This window comes from Rosistilla ulvae, from assembly GCF_007741475.1.
GTDB classification, from domain to species: Bacteria; Planctomycetota; Planctomycetia; order Pirellulales; family Pirellulaceae; genus Rosistilla; species Rosistilla ulvae.
In genome coordinates this window covers 7,165,510-7,181,250 of record NZ_CP036261.1, presented here as the reverse complement: position 1 = coordinate 7,181,250, position 15,741 = coordinate 7,165,510, and the positions used below count along the sequence as shown (strand labels likewise).

General features: G+C 61.3%; 7 protein-coding genes. 1 reads left to right on the top strand and 6 read right to left on the bottom strand.

The features are described 5' to 3' along the window. Positions 1-42: 42 nt before the first annotated feature. Both EC9_RS25240 and EC9_RS25235 read right to left on the bottom strand, forming a co-directional pair. Positions 43-393: a hypothetical protein gene (locus EC9_RS25240; RefSeq protein ID WP_145348756.1), complete on the bottom strand. Its 351-nt coding sequence runs from the start codon at positions 391-393 to the stop codon at positions 43-45. Beyond that, complete coding sequence (locus EC9_RS25235) at positions 386-2,032, bottom strand: serine/threonine-protein kinase (RefSeq protein ID WP_218934436.1); 1,647 nt, start codon at positions 2,030-2,032, stop codon at positions 386-388. Before EC9_RS25235 ends, EC9_RS25240 begins: the two co-directional genes overlap by 8 nt. Positions 2,033-2,167: 135 nt before the next feature. On the opposite strand from EC9_RS25235, the gene EC9_RS25230 reads away from it, so the two are divergent. Next, positions 2,168-6,007 carry a hydantoinase B/oxoprolinase family protein gene (locus EC9_RS25230; RefSeq protein ID WP_145348754.1) on the top strand — a complete coding sequence of 1,280 codons (3,840 nt, stop codon included), beginning with the start codon at positions 2,168-2,170 and terminating at the stop codon, positions 6,005-6,007. A 31-nt stretch (positions 6,008-6,038) separates the two neighbouring features. On the opposite strand, the gene EC9_RS25225 is transcribed toward EC9_RS25230, so the two are convergent. The 4 genes from EC9_RS25225 to EC9_RS25210 form a co-directional block, all read right to left on the bottom strand. Then, positions 6,039-7,712, bottom strand: a complete 1,674-nt coding sequence (locus tag EC9_RS25225; RefSeq protein ID WP_145348753.1) for an SDR family NAD(P)-dependent oxidoreductase — start codon at positions 7,710-7,712, stop codon at positions 6,039-6,041. 62 nt (positions 7,713-7,774) lie between these two features. Then, positions 7,775-13,819, bottom strand: coding sequence for a type I polyketide synthase (locus EC9_RS25220; protein ID WP_145348752.1), 6,045 nt, complete (start codon positions 13,817-13,819; stop codon positions 7,775-7,777). Between the two features lie 563 nt (positions 13,820-14,382). Continuing rightward, positions 14,383-15,393 (bottom strand): NAD-dependent epimerase, encoded by a 1,011-nt coding sequence (locus EC9_RS25215; RefSeq protein ID WP_145348751.1) that lies wholly within the window; start codon positions 15,391-15,393, stop codon positions 14,383-14,385. A gap of 139 nt (positions 15,394-15,532) precedes the next feature. After that, on the bottom strand, positions 15,533-15,727 hold the full coding sequence (locus tag EC9_RS25210; RefSeq protein WP_145088923.1) for a hypothetical protein: 195 nt from the start codon (positions 15,725-15,727) through the stop codon (positions 15,533-15,535). Positions 15,728-15,741: the final 14 nt, after the last annotated feature.

Here is a 15,741-nt window from a genome sequence, read left to right as displayed (position 1 = left end):
TACGGGCCAACGCGACTTTCCCGATCCTCGCTTCTCTTCCGCTCAGCCCGCTACGCGTATCGCGTGGGGGCGAGCGGGGCTGCTGACGATCGATTGTTGGATCCGGTTCCAGCTCCACATCAGTACTAGGGCGACGATCACGATTAGGACCAGCGTGTAGATCGTGACGACGATCGAGAGCAGCCATTTCTGCAGCGGCGTGAATTGGCGGCTGATCCACAACAGCGGCAGCCCCAACACTCCGGTCACCAAAAACAGCGTTCCGATGACGATCGCGCGGTTGTCGGCAAGATCCTCGATCCAGTGCTTTGCCTCGGGCTGCGGCGCGTCGTCGACGAGCGTCGCCGAGACGATCTCGGCTTCGATGGGCGTGGACTTCGATGGATCACTCATCGCTGCTGTCGGATTCCCGTGGCTTGGACTTCTCGGTCACTTCGCGGAGCTTGTCTTGGGCGATCTGCACTTGCCGCTGCATCTCTTGGTTGTCGGCATACAGCTCGACGATGCTGTACCAGATTTTGCGAGCTTCGATCTGGCGGCCCTGAGCTTCCAAGGATTCAGCTTCGGCCAACCGAGCTTCGATCAATTTAACCCGCACGCCCGACTGAGTCCCTTCGCGTTCGATCGTGCTGATCTGGCGGTGTGCAAGATTGATGTAGGGCCGCGATTTTTCATCCTCGGGATCCAACAGCGTGACCATATTTTTATATTGATCGATCGCCGAAACCATATCGCCAAACTGTTCGTATTCGCGGCCCTGTGAATACAACCGCTCTGCCTCGTTGCGAATCGGGCGGCCATGCTTCAGCTTGATCCCCAATTGGTATTCAGCTTCCAGCATGTCGATCTGGTCGATCTGTTCCATCGCCCAATCGATGTGCTTTCCATCGGGGAAGCGACGCGTCATCGGCATCAGATATTCGTCTTTGGCGATCCGCAGATTGGTCCGGTTTTCAGTCGCCAACATCCGTTCGGCGCTGGCTCGCAATTTGTCTTCGCTCGGCGGAATGAAGAACCATGCCGCCACGCCAACCAAGACGACTAACGTGAACAACAGGAACCAAGCCTTCTCGTAGAACGACGCGCCGTCGACAGGTTTGAGCACGCCATCGTCGGCTCGCCCCAACACCTTCTTCGCTTCCTGTTTGTCGACTTTCATGTTCAGCGGACTGAAGCCGGCCGAAGCGTGTTCGGCCACGCCAACTCCCGACGCCGATTTGCGGCGGACTTCGACAAAGGCCAGTTGAGCGGCTTGCGTCCCAAACGGTCGCCCGGCGGGATCTTTGTCTAACAACTGGTCGATGACGGCAGCGAACCAGATCGGACACTCCATCACGACGGCATTGATCGGCGATGGGACTTCGGTGGCGCTCGCCGCAGCAACCGCTTCGGGCGTGTCGCCAGAGATCGGAGGCCGTCCGGTCAAAGCGAAATAAAGGATTGCGCCGAGCGAATAGAGATCCGATTTGACCGACAGGTTGCTTGTCGATGTGATCAGTTCGGGCGCTCGGCAAGCGTAGTGCAACAACGATGCAGGCTGATTGGTGTGGTAGGGTGAATCGTAGCGATCGATTCGGAAGTCGAGGATCTGCGCCTGGCCCAGCGGTTCGATCATGATCTTGTCGGGCTCAAGCCCTCCGTGAATGATCTGTTGATCGTGCGCCACAACCATCGCGGCGATCAGGTTGTCGGCGTAATCGAGCACCGTTTCCCAAGGCAATCGCCCGCGGCGTTCGATCTGTTGAGCCAGCGTTTCACCCTCGACCAGCTCGTACGCCAAGTAGGCGTCGGTCTCTTCAAACCCGCCGCCGTAGCAGCGGGCGATCGCCGGATGTTGCAATTGTTTCAACCGCGCCCATTCGGCCGCCAGCTCCTTCCGCGACTCCGTCGTCCCTCCCAGCGGCAGCGAAAAGACTTTGATCGCCAACCGAATCCGCTGCTCCACATGCACGGCACTCCAGACCGAGGACTGCGAAGGATGGGCACCTAGCTTGGATTCTAGGGCGAGCGGTCCGAGGCGAGAGCGAGACATCGGCGACACAAACATGTGGAAGAGAAACAACAAAGGGCCAGAGATTTCTCTCTATTCTGTTCACAATCGTCTTGGTTTGCGAGCGGTCGGGCAGGTTGTCTGGGAAAGTGGCTCGAAAAATGCGATAGTCTAGGAATGATCAAAGTCTGGGCCGATATCGGCGGCACATTTACCGATTGTTTTGTTTCGATTCCAGGACAACCGTTGCGTTGGACCAAGGTGCTCAGCAGTGGCAGCATCAAGGGACGCATCGACGCCGATTCGACCGCCGCGACGGTGATCGATCGGCTTCGCGTCGGCGATCCCGACCGATTTTGGAACGGTTCGGTCCTGCGGCTGCTCGACCCTCACGGCACACTCGTCGAGCAACGCGTCGTCGAATCGTTTACCGCCGCGACGGGCCAGTTGCAACTGGCCGAGCCGTTTTCCCAACCGCCACAGCCCGGTTGGGCCTACGAACTGACAAGCGATCTGACCGCTCCGGTGATCGCCACGCGGCTGCTGCTGCGTCTGTCTGCGGATCAACCGCTGCCGCCGCTGGACGTTCGGATGGGAACCACTCGCGGCACCAACGCGCTCTTGACTCGCCGCGGTGCGCCGACCGCATTCCTCACGACCGCCGGCTTCGAGGATCTGTTGGAGATCGGTCAGCAGGATCGCCCCGATCTGTTCACGTTAAACATCGTCAAACGCAAGCCGCTCTATTCGACGGTCGCCGCAGTCGAAGAACGGATCGCCGCCGATGGCACGATTTTGCAGCCGTTGGATCTCGACGCGGCCCGCAAGCAGATCGACGCGCTGCGACGCTCCGGAGCCGAATCGCTGGCGATCGGTTTATTAAACGCCTACATCAACCCGGCCCACGAACAAGCACTGGTCGATCTTGCCCTGGCCGCTGGGTTCGCCAACGTGAGCGCGTCGCATCGGATTGCTCCGGTGATCAAGTTGGTCGATCGAGCCGAAACCACGGTCTTGGATGCCTACCTGAATCCGGTCATCGCCGACTATGTCGCTCAAGTTTGGCAGCAGTTCGGCGGCGTCGATCGATGTCAGTTGCAGTTGATGACAAGTGGCGGGACGTTGGTTCCCGGCGACGCCTTCCGCGGCAAAGACAGCATCCTTTCGGGGCCAGCCGGCGGCGTCGTGGCGCTGGCGGAAATCGCCCGCGCGCATGGGGCGGATGAGGCGATCGGTTTCGACATGGGAGGGACCAGCACCGACGTGAGTCGATTCGCGGGGCAGCCGGTCCGTCAATACGAAGCCTTCAAAGCGGGGACGCGAATCCTGACACCGATGATGGCGATCGAAACGGTTGCCGCCGGGGGCGGTTCGATCTGCCGGTTCGATGGCCAACGGATGTGTGTGGGGCCCGAAAGCGCTGGCGCCGATCCAGGCCCAGCCTGTTATGGGCGTGGCGGTCCGTTGACGGTAACCGATCTGAACGTCGTCTTGGGACGCGTGTTGGCCGATCGGTTTCCCTTCCCGATGGATCGCGATGCAGCGATCGCTCGGTTGTCCGAGATTCAGCAGACGATGGAAGCGGCGGGGCATCCGATCGAATCGGCCGAGGCGTTGGCCGCTGGCTTTCGCGCGATCGCGAACCATCATATGGCCGAAGCCGTCCGCGCGGTCACGACCGCCGAAGGCCGCGATCCGCGAGGTATGACGCTCGTCGGATTTGGCGGCGCCGCGGGGCAGCATCTGTGTGATGTCGCCGAGGTGTTGGGGATTCGCAAGATCATCGATCACCCGCAAGCGAGTCTGCTGAGCGCGTTGGGAATGGGACTGGCCGCGACGGGCAACACGCAATCGCACGGCATCTATCGGCCGCTGGAAAAGGTCTCCGACGAGGAACTAACCGATCGAATCGAAGCAGTCACGCAACAGGCGCTCGCCGAACTTCCAACAGCTCCCGACGGTGTCGCGGCAACGATTCGACAAACGATCGACGTCCGCTACCTCGGAACCGACGCGGCGCTCGAGATCGATTGCCGATCGCGCGACGAGATCGCAGCGGCGTTTCACCGTCAGCATCGCGAACAGTTTGGGTACCAGCGGATCGATCAACCGTTGGAACTTGTCGCGGTTCGTGCGACTGTCAGCTTGCCGGGTGCAGCGAGTCTGCAGCCTCTTGCCGAAGTCGAATCGCAGGCTTGCCAACCGACAGTGTTTCAAGAGGTCTGGCTCGGCGACCGCTGGCAACAAGTTGCTTCGTTCGACCGCGATCAATTGGTCCCCGGATCGCAGATCGTTGGCCCCGCGATCGTCGCGTCGGATCATCACACGTTGATCGTCGATCGCAACTGGAAGGCTCAGGTCGCCGAAGACCATTCGATCGTGCTGGTTCAAGAGGAAGGGGCAAGCGATCGGCGAGTTGCTGTTGAAACGGACGAAGCGACTTGCGATCCGGTGCTGTTGGAGATTTTTGCCAGCCGATTCCAGCAGATCGCCAATCAGATGGGACTGGTCCTCGGGCGGACCGCGATCAGCGTGAACGTCAAAGAGCGGCGGGACTACAGTTGTGCAGTCTTCCGCGGCGACGGCAGCCTGGTCGCCAACGCGCCTCACGTGCCGGTGCATCTGGGGGCGATGGGGCATACCGTCCGATCGATCATGCAGCAGTTTCCCGAGATGTTTCCGGGAGATTGTTTTGTCACCAACGATCCGTTTGCCGGCGGTTCGCATCTGCCCGACGTGACGGTGATCACGCCGGTCTTTGTCGATAGCGATCCGCAATCGGCGAGCGATCAGGGAACGAGACGTCCCGATTTCTTTGTCGCCAGCCGAGCGCATCACGCTGAGATCGGTGGGGTCACGCCCGGATCGATGCCGCCGGACGCGAGCAACCTCAGCCAGGAAGGTGTCTTGATTCGCGGTCTGGCATTGGTCCGCAACGGCCAGCAACATCAAGAGGATTTGAAGCGGTTGCTTTCGGCCGGCGAATATCCTTCGCGATGCGTGGCGGAGAATCTTGCCGACATTGCAGCGCAGCAAGCCGCCGGAACGGGCGGGGCACGCGATCTCTGCGCGTTGGTCGCTCAATACGGCGGCGCGGTGGTCGATCGCTACATGATGCATCTGCAAGATGTCGCCGCCGCCGCGGTTTCCGCTCGCCTGCGCCGGTTGCCCGCCGGTGAGATGACGTTCGAAGACTCTCTGGACGATGGCACGCCAATCTGCGTGCAGATGCAAGTCATCGACGATCGCTTGCGGATCGATTTCGCCGGCACCGCGGGCGTCCATCCGCGCGGATTTAATGCGACCCCGGCGATTGTGACCGCAGCGGTTTTGTACGTGCTGCGAACCTTGATCGATCAACCGCTGCCGTTGAACGAAGGCGTGCTGCGATGCGTCGACCTGCATCTACCGGTTGGGCTGTTGAACCCGACGCGAGACGACGATCCGAGAAAGTGTCCCGCGGTGGTGGCGGGGAATGTGGAGACGAGCCAACGCGTGGTCGACGTGCTGTTGGGAGCATTGGGCGTGGCGGCGGCAAGCCAAGGGACGATGAACAACTTCGTCATCGGCGACGCCACGTTCGGCTACTATGAAACGATTTGTGGTGGCAGCGGCGCAACGGCGACTGGCGACGGAGCGTCGGCGGTCCACACGCACATGACGAACACAAGGATCACCGATCCGGAGGTGCTCGAGTTGCGGTATCCGATGCGTTTGATTCGGTTTGCGATTCGACGCGACAGCGGCGGCGTGGGGGAACATCGCGGCGGCGACGGCGCGATTCGCGAGGTCGAGTTTTTGAAACCGCTGACCGTCTCGCTTTTGACCGGGCGGCGAACCGATCGCCCACCCTACGGTCTCGCTGGCGGAGCCGATGGCGCGTTGGGCGAGAATTGGCACACCGCGGTCGACGGCGTGAAACAGCGGCTCGCCGCCTGTTGCCGGATCGAAGTCCAAGCGGGCGACAGGATCACCTTGCGGACGCCCGGCGGCGGCGGGTACGGCGCGAAAACGTAGAGCCTACGTCGTGGAAGGAACCACGATCGATCTAGTTCGGCGTGGCCAGCTGTTCTGCGCCGCCGGCGATGATCACTTCGGGGGTTCCCCGATCTCCGCTGGCGATTTCGTCGAGGAACATCTGCACGCCCAGCGGTGGTGGGATCAGGGTCAGCCCGCGCGCTGTGAGATGCTTCTCCAGGTCGGCGACCATTCCAATTTCCGCCCACGGTCCCCAAGCGACCGCGAAGGTCCGCGTTTGTGGCCAGGCTTGGTTCAGCGTGCAGGCGACTTTTCCCAGGACCTCGTTCGCCGCCGCGTAGTCGCTCTGTCCGCGGTTGCCAAATCGGCTGGCGACCGAAGCAAACAGGGCGAGGAACTTCAATTGGTTCGGGGCGATCGCATCGATCAGTCCCGCTGTGCTGTGGACTTTGGTGTTGAAGACGCGATCGAACGAATCGGGAGTCTTGTCGCGCAACAGCTTGTCTTCGATCACTCCCGCGCCGTGGACCACTCCGGCGATCTGGCCGTATTCGGCTTGGATGTTCTGCAGCATGGCGGCAAACGATTCGCGATCCGAGACGTCGACCGATCGGTAGTCGGCGTGACCGCCGGCCTGCCGGATTCGATCCAACGTTTGCCGGATCTCGCGAGCCGCCATGATGCGATTCGCTTGGCGTCCGATCTCGGCCGGTTTGGGCGTTTCGCCTCGCGCTTTGGCCAGTTGGATCAGGGCGGATTTCAGTTCGACGTCGCTGGTCGCGGCAGCGATCTCCGCCGGTTCAACCTGTTCGGGCAATTGAGACCGTCCCAGCAAAACCAATTGCGGTTGATACTTCTTCGCCAGGCCGACCGCCATCTCGGCGGTGATCCCTCGGGCGCCACCGGTCATCACGATCACTTCACCTGGTTCCAGAACCAGCTTGTTTTCGTTGGCGGGATCGATCGTCGCGGCGATCGGTTCCCAGGTGATCCGGCTAGCACTGCTGACACCAATTTCCAGCGGTCCTGTCGACTGTCCCAGTTCCGCCGCGATGGCATCAAACGTCGTGGCGGTGTTCATTTCGGGGGAGATATCGACGGCGCGAACCAAGACGTCGGGCCATTCCAAGCCGATGCATTTAACCAGACCCAAGATACCGCCATGGGCGGCGCGAGCGATTGGTTGGTCGGCCGACGTGCCGTAGCCGAGTCGTCCGTCGATGGCGGTTGCTGCCAGCAGGACTGCGCTGCCGTTCTTAGCCGCTTCGGTGAGATCCGATTCCATCGCCCGAGCCAACAGGTAGAGCGAACGGGAATCGCGGCGTGCGCGATCGACAAGGGTGTCGGTGTCGCTAAACTGCGACAGAGGCGATAGATGGATCAGTCCGGCCAGGGCGTCGTGGTGCTGACGCAGAGCTGGGATCAGAGCATCGATCACCGCGGCGTCGCTGAGATCGGCTTCGATCACATCGTCGATCGTCGACAGGTCCAACGGTTTGCCGTCGACATGACGCAGCAGAACGGTGGGATGGTCGAACATGTCAAAACGTTCGACGACTTTGTTGGCGATCCCGCGGTCATCGCAGGTGATGACCACGGTTCCGGCGGGCAAGATCCCAGCACCCAGGTTGCTGCCCAATGGCGCGGGGATCAACCGCACGCCACCTCGCGAGATCGGAATCGTTCCGTCGTCGACGACCTCTGCGGCTGGTGATGCTTCGGGCGCTGGGGGCGTTGATTCCACAGCGGTCGCGGGTTCGGCAACCGCTGTCGGTTCAGCGGGTTCGACCGCCGCAGCGGCTGGATCTACGACGTCACTTTTTTTTTTGCGTCGTCGCTGAAGATCGCTTCATCGAGATAGTCGACGATTCCTCGCAGCGTGCGAAGCGTCGTCAATTTCTCCAGTTCCAGCGTATCTTCCAGATCTTCGCCGTCGCCAGCAAGCTGCAGGACTTCGGCGAGGTTCCCCAGGATCTCGACTCGCTTGATCGAATCGATTCCGAGATCGCCTTCGAGGTCCGCTTCCATGTCGAGCATGTCGACGGGGTATCCGGTCCGGTCGGCGACCAGTTCCAGCAGCGCTTCTTCGGCTTGTTGGATCGACGCGGGAGCCGCTTGGCCGTTGTCGGTTGGCGCTGCGGCGGCTGGTTCGGCAACCGCAGGCGTTGCGGCAGCGGGTGCTGGCGCGGCGGGTGTCGGTTCAGGTGCAGCAGCTGGCGCCGGCGCGGGTGCGGGAGCTACGGCAGCTGGCGGTGCAGCGGCGACTGGCGCGGCGGCAGGGATCGCCGGTGCGGGCTTCGCTGCGTGGCCGTTTTCGCCGTTGTGGCTGATCGCCGCGTAGGTCGGCTGCGGTCGCTGAGCGATCTGCGGTTGAGCAGCTTGTGGGAGCATGCCGTTGTCGGCTTCGGGAGCTTCCCCTTGCAGGTACGTGACCATCACATCGCGTTGCGTTTGCAAGAACTGACGCATCAGTTGTTGGTAGCCAAGCATCACGGCTGTCGCTTCGTCATGATAAGCGGCAGCGGGTGCTTGAGCCGATCCGTTGGTTTCTTGTGGAAGACGATTCGTAGCGGAGGATGTTAGTTGCATGGTGTTTTGATCAGATGGAACAACGGGAGTTGGAGCTGTCGGTTTTTGCGGCCGCTGTGGCGCGGCGGATGCTGCTGGCGGCAGCGGCTTCGTTTCACGAGGTTTGTGTGTTGGGACTTGTTGTGGTTTTTGCAGCTCCGCTGCGGCGGCAATCGGTTTCGCGGTTGCCGCAGCCGCCGATGGTTTGGCGGCGGGTTCCTGTTTCGCAGGTTGGCCGTTTCCAGTGGCGGCCGGCCGAGGTTTGTCGGCGTCGGGATGACGCTGGCCCAGATAATGTTTTTCCGGTTCGTTAATCGGGCGGTTCCGCATCCCGTTGACCATCCATGCGTTCTTAGGATAGTCGGGATGGCCGATCTGTGAATTCAATTTTCGCAGGTCGATGCGTTGCGGAGCACGTGCGGCGAACAGAGCCGAAGGCCGGATGCCGTCGACACCCGCGGTGATCAAGCGGCCCAGCGTGTGAACCAATTGAGTCAACGAATCGCGACCGCGTCGATCGATCGAGACGGCGGTGTGCGGTTGGCCTTGCAGAGTTTGCCCGACCAGACCGGTCAACGCGCTGCCGGGGCCGACTTCGATAAACGTTCGCACGCCGTCGGCGTACATCGCGGCAACCTGTTGGCGGAAGCGAACCGGCGATGCGAGGTGCGACTTGAGCGTGGCGAGCATCTCTGCCGGAGCGGCCGGATGTTTGGCGGCGGTTGTGTTGCTGTAGACCGTTCGCTGCGGAGCTTTCCACGCGAGCGAATCGAGCTTCTCGGCAAATTCGGTTCCAGCGGCGGCGACTTGCGGCGAATGGAAGGCGCACGAGACGTCCAACTTGACGACTCGCATTCCGGCGGCCGTCAGTTTTTCGATCGCGCTGTCGACCGCTGCGGTGGGACCGGAGATCACGATCTGCTGCGGCGAGTTGTCGTTGGCGATCGTGATCGCTTCGGCTAATCCGGCGGCGGATAGCTCCTTTTGAATCGTGGCTGCGTCGGCGGAAACCGCCGCCATCGCTCCGGCAAAACCGCCGTCGGGCTGCGGTTGAGCGGCCGATCGCATCGCGTCGCCACGCGCCGCGGCAAGGCTCAACAGATCGTCGTACGTCAACGCTTCGGCGGCTGCCACGGCGACTAGTTCGCCAAAGCTGTGACCGCCGACGACATCGGCGCGAATCCCCAACGCATCGATCACCTGCAGCGCGGCCCACGATGTGGCGGCGAGTGCCGGTTGAGCCACCGCGGTGTCGGCCAAGGCCTTACGGTTGGCATCGCGATCGGCGTCGGAGAACGGCGATGGCGGATAGATCAGTTGAGCAAATCGACCGGCAAAATGTTCGTCGTAGACCGCGGCGGCATGATCGACCGCAGCGTGTGCCGCGGGGAATGCGAGCAGCAGTTCGGCGAGCATGTCGGGATATTGCGCTCCTTGGCCGGGGAACAGCAGCGCGACCTTGCCCGCGGTCTCGGGTTCGATCTCGGCGAGGTAGATGCCGCGCGGATCGGAGATCGCCAACGGCGTCGCTTCACATTTTTCGATCGCGATCGCCAGATGGTCGGTCAGCTGGCCCAGGTCCTTGGCAACGATTGCCGCCACGCATCCCGAGGCGGTTGTCTTTTCAAAGGCGTCGGCCAGCGAAGCTGCCAATTCGGGCAGTTCCGGCATCGCGCCGGCGGCCAGCCAGGCGTGGATCCGCGTCAGTTCGGTTCGCAATGCGGCAGGATTCGCCGCTCGCCAGACCAGCAGTTCGGCGGGCCAGTGGTCGCGAGCGACCTCGGGCGGATTGGCGAAGTCTTCGGTGTATTCTTCCAGGACCAAGTGGACGTTGGTGCCGCCAAATCCGAACGCACTGACTCCGGCGCGACGTGGGTGATCTTCGCCGTTGATCCAGGGACGCGTCTCGGTGTTCAGGTACAGCCCGGTGTTGGGGAAGTCGATCGCGGGGCTGGGCGTTTCGACGAGCGTCGGCGGCAGGGTCTTGGTGTGCAAGGCCATCGCGGCTTTGATCAGACCCGCGACGCCGGCGGCACACTTGCTGTGACCGATCATCGATTTAACGCTGCCGATCGCAACCGATTGGCGGCGAGCTCCCGATTCGTCCAGGACGGTCGCGACCGAAGTTGCTTCGGTCCGATCGCCGACGACGGTTCCCGTTCCATGGGCTTCGACCAAACCGATCGACGATGGTTCGACGCGGGCCTGTTCGTAGGCGCGTCGCAGGGCGCGGATCTGTCCGGTGGCGTTGGGGGCGGTCAGCCCTTTGTCCTTGCCGTCGCTGCTGCTGCCGATGCCGCGGATGACTGCGTAGATCTTGTCGCCGTCGCGCTCGGCGTCGGCCAAACGCTTCAGCATCACGATGCCAAGGCCTTCGCTGAGCACGATCCCGTCGGCTTCGGCGTCGAACGGACGGCAGCGTCCCTGCGGCGAGAGGGCGTGCGTTTTGCTGAAGGCCATAAAGGCGTAAGGCGTTTGCACGGTGTCGGCACCCATCGCAAACGCGACGTCGGTGGTTCCCAGTTGCAATTCGCGGATGCAGGCGTGGACCGCGGCCAGCGACGAGGCGCAGGCGGCGTCCAGAGCGTAGTTCGATCCGCCCAGGTTAAACCGGTTGGCGACGCGGCCGACGGCGACGTTCATCAAAATTCCGGGGAACGAATCTTCGGTCCACTCGGGCAGATGGTTCTTCACCGCGTCGTAGATCGCTTGACCGCCGATCGGAAGTTCGGGAGCGGTTTCGATGATCGGCAACGAGCTGCGGATGCCATACATCACGCCCATTGGGCTGCCACCGCCGCCGATGCCCAGCACCGCACATGCTGTTTCGCGGTTGAAAGGTCGGCGATCGTAACCGCCGTCGGACAGCGTTCGCTTCATCGATTCCAGCAGCAACAATTGCAGCGGTTCGATCGATGCGATGCTTCGCGGCGTGATCCCGTATTCGAACGGATTAAAGACTTGGTCGGTCAGGAAGCCGCCCCACTTGCTGACGATCTTATCGGGAGCTCGCGGGTCGGGATCGTAGAACAACGTCCAGTCCCAGTGCGAATCGCGAGGGACTTCGGTGACGGCGTAGTGTTTGTTGAGGATGTTCTCCCAGTACTGCGCCAGTTCGTTGCCGCCGGGATACATCGCACTCATCCCAACGATCGCGATATCGCAGGGAGGCGGCGCGTCGACCGAATCGGTGAAGCTTGGTTTGGGAGCGACGTTCAAATTCGCCGCGGCTTGTTGCAGTCGCTGCGTTCCGGTTTGGCTGACATCGGCGTGCAGTTGGCCGATCGTCGTCACGCTGTCGCGGAGCGCGGCGACTTGGCCGACCATGTACATTCCGCGTTCGTATTGTTTGTCGCTGGAGACGTTTTCCAGTTTGCTCTTGCCACCATCGCTGGGCGTCGATCGCTCGATTCCTTTGCTGGCGACGCGCAGCCGCCCGATGTTCATCCATTCCAGTTCGCGTGTGATCTCGTCGGCTGTTTTGCCTTCGCCAGCCAGTCGTCGCCGCTCGCGATCGAACAGGTCGCGGTAAGGGGTTCGGATACAGCGGATCGCGTGGCCGGGACCGGTTTCCAAGAGGACGGTGTCGTGGCTGCGGATCGCTTCCTCTTGAAAGCGTGGCACGATCGCGCCGGCTTCGACAGCTTCTTTGGTGAACAGATAAGCCGAGCCCATCAGCACGCCAACTTTGGCTCCCAATTGCGACAGACGGCCGGCAACCGATGTTGCCATCGCGGCGGAGAGGCCATCGTGGATGCCGCCGGCGAACAGCAGATGCAGCTTGGCGACTTCTCTGGGATTCTTCTTGGCGAACGCTTCGAGGACGACCAACAAGCTTTCCCACAACACGAAGCTGCTGCGCGGTCCGACGTGTCCGCCGCACTCGCGGCCTTCGAAGACGAACCGCCGGGCACCGTCGCGGAGGAACATTTCCAGCAGCCCCGGCGAAGGGGCGTGCAGGTAGGTCGGGATGTCGATCGCTTCGAGTTCTTTGGCTTGGTCGGGACGCCCGCCTGCGATCAGGGCAACCGGTGGTCGGTGCTCTCGAATCGCAGCGATCTGTTCGTTGCGGATCTCGGGCGGCAAGAAGCCCAGCAGGCCCGCACCCCAACCGCGATCGCCCAGCTTGGCTCGCGTGGCTGCCAGGATTTTGGAGGCTTCGGGGCCGCGCATCAGGGCCAGCGCGATCAGCGGCAGGCCTCCTTCGCTGGCGACCGCTTCGGCAAACTCCGCCGTGTCGCTGACTCGCGTCATCGGGCCCTGAACGATTGGCAACCCGATGCCGTGGCTGGCGGCGAGCGGTCCGTCGGCGTCTAACGGATTCACTTCGGCTGCCGCTTGGATGTTCTCGCGCGATTGATCGATGATGGCGGTGACGGTGCCGCGAACGTCGACGCAGCGCTGGGCCAGTCCCGCGGCAAAGGCGAGGTCTTGGCCGGCGATCAAGACGCGCGGGTCATCGTTTGCCGCGACTGCTTGTTCGACGCCGTCGATCCAGGCTTGTGCAAGCGATTGGTCGGGGGCGGCTTCCTGTTTGGCCAACAGGTTCAGTTCGAGTTCGCGCAGTTGTTGTACGAGTCCCGCGCTTGGCGGCGCGGCAAATCGGAAGCATCGCCCCAACGCTTCGCCCAACAAATGAGTCTGGCTGCCGTCATAGGATCGGACCCAGGTGGCGGCTGCGGGGGAGAGTGGCGATGCTTGGGCCAAGAGGACCTGAGAATCGATGACGACGCCGCGAGCGCCGGCCGCTTCGCAAGCGGCGGCGGTGTGTGGGCCGATTCCACCTTGAGCGTAGGCGGGCAGACGCTGGCGAGTCGCGTCGTCCAATCGGGCCCAACGCTGCAGCAGCAAGAAGGTGGTTTCGCTGGCGACCCAGCCGCCCGCTTCGTTCCCCTTGAGGATCACGCCATCAAGCGGCAGGCCGATCGCTTCTTGAAGGGTCTCGCTGCGCGTGATCTCTGCCAACAATCGAACGTCGTTGCCGAGCAGGCTGCGTAGTGTCGAAACCAGTTGGGGCGTGAATTCACCTGCCAAGATCACCGCATCGAGCTGCGAAGCGTGTTGAACCAAAAGTTCGATGTGACGCGATTTAGTGTTGTGGTCGATTCGCGCGGCGAAGGGGTTGTTCGTGAAGCGAACCATGCGGTTGATGGAAGTCGCTGTCGAATCTCCGTTGCCGACGAGGTCGAGGGTGCCGATCGCGCCCGCGCGGCAGGCGGCGATAGCGAGGTCGATCGAAGCGAGACGAGGCTGGGTGACGACAAAAATATCGGTCGGGAGCATGTCCGTTGGCTCTGTTGGGATCTCAGGTCAATTAAAATAGTACCGCTGTCGCATAGGGCTGCGTTCAGGTTAATCCGAAACTACCCCTCATGTTGGACTGCGGCGAGATAAATAAACCTAGGTTCGAAACGAGCTGGAGAGACAAATATCCAGCAAATTACTTGGTGCATAGGGAAACTTGGTGCCCTTTCGGAGCGTCTCTTTTGGTCCGGGAGAGGCTCCGTTTTGCGTTGCCAAACCGGGGCGTTTTCGCAAATAAACGGGTGTCGAGAGGCGACACTTAGAGCAAGGGCGGGTCGGAGGGGGAGATGCCGCAAGATCGGCGATATCGTCGCAATCCGAGGTTGCGACGCGGGGCGGAACGACTTTTTAGAAGCAGTCGTTCTGTTTTGCGCCACGCGGACGGCAGGCAACCCTCGGAATTCGAAGCGGGATGGAGCCGACGCGGTTCGCTGCCTGGCCCCGATCGTGTGTGAGGTCCAGGGGGATCGATTGGGCACAGAGGGCGTTGCCGTGTGCCGGAAGGGCCCTGGCGTCGCTGCAGTGATTGCCGTCAGCAGGTTTTAGCCGACTTGGTAGTACTCGCGATACCAATCGACGAAGCGGCCAATACCGGTTTCGATCGACGTCTTCGGTTGGAATCCGACAGCATCGACGAGGGCTTGCACGTCGGCATAGGTCGCCGGGACGTCGCCCGGTTGCATGTCCATAAAGTTCTTTTCCGCGGTCCGCCCCAGCGCGGTTTCGATCGCGCCGATGAACTGGTTCAATTCCACCGGATTGTTGTTGCCGATGTTGTAGATCCGATAGGGAGCTTTGCTGGTTCCGGGATCGGGTTTGTCGCTGGACCAATCGGGATTGGGAGCCGCGATCTGGTCGGCTGTTCGGGCGACTCCTTCGACGATGTCATCGATGTAGGTGAAGTCGCGCTGCATCCGACCGTGGTTGAAGACGTTGATCGGGCGGCCTTCGAGGATCGCTTTGGTGAACAGGAACAGCGCCATGTCGGGGCGTCCCCAGGGGCCGTAGACGGTGAAGAACCGTAGCCCCGTGGTCGGTAGACCGTAGAGATGGCTGTAGGTGTGAGCCATCAGTTCATTCGACTTTTTGGTAGCCGCATACAAGCTGACCGGATGGTCGACATTGTGATGAACCGAAAACGGCATCTTGGTGTTGGCGCCGTAGACGCTACTGCTGCTGGCGTACGTCAGATGTGGAACTTGTGTGTGCCGGCAACCTTCCAGGATGTTTAGAAATCCGTTGATGTTGCTTTGGATATAAGCCGCAGGATTTTCGATCGAATAGCGAACACCGGCTTGCGCGGCGAGGTTCACGACGCGATCAAACTGATGCGACTGGAACAGTTCCGTCATCGGACCCGTATCTTCCAGGCTGATCTGTTGGAACTCAAAATTGGGGTGGCTTTTGAGTTGCGACAGCCGGCTGTTTTTGAGATCGACCGAGTAGTAGTCGTTCAGGTTATCGATGCCGACGACGCTGTGATCGCGGGCCAGTAGATATTGGGAGAGATGGAAACCGATAAAGCCTGCGGCTCCGGTGATTAAATACTTCATGGTCGAATTCGTCCGTCCAGTGGCGGGGCCAGCAAAAATGCGGTCCCCGCGGGATCATCCCAAATTGCGGGAAGGTTTTTTTGAAAATCTAGTTGTCATCGGCAAAACCAGTCCGCTGCTGGCAGACGTACCGAACCGTTTAACGCGGTTCTTCGCCAGCCATCTGTGGTTCTTGGTTCGGCACAATCCGTGTAACCGAAACTTTGTTGCGTTGCAGTTCGTCGATTTGAGCGGACATGCGTTGGATCAGGTTCGCGATTTCCGATCCGGCCGAATCGCCGATATTGACCATCAGAGCTTTGCGCGAGTTGTAGCTTAAACCATTTGTTTTCATCGGTTTATCTCCTG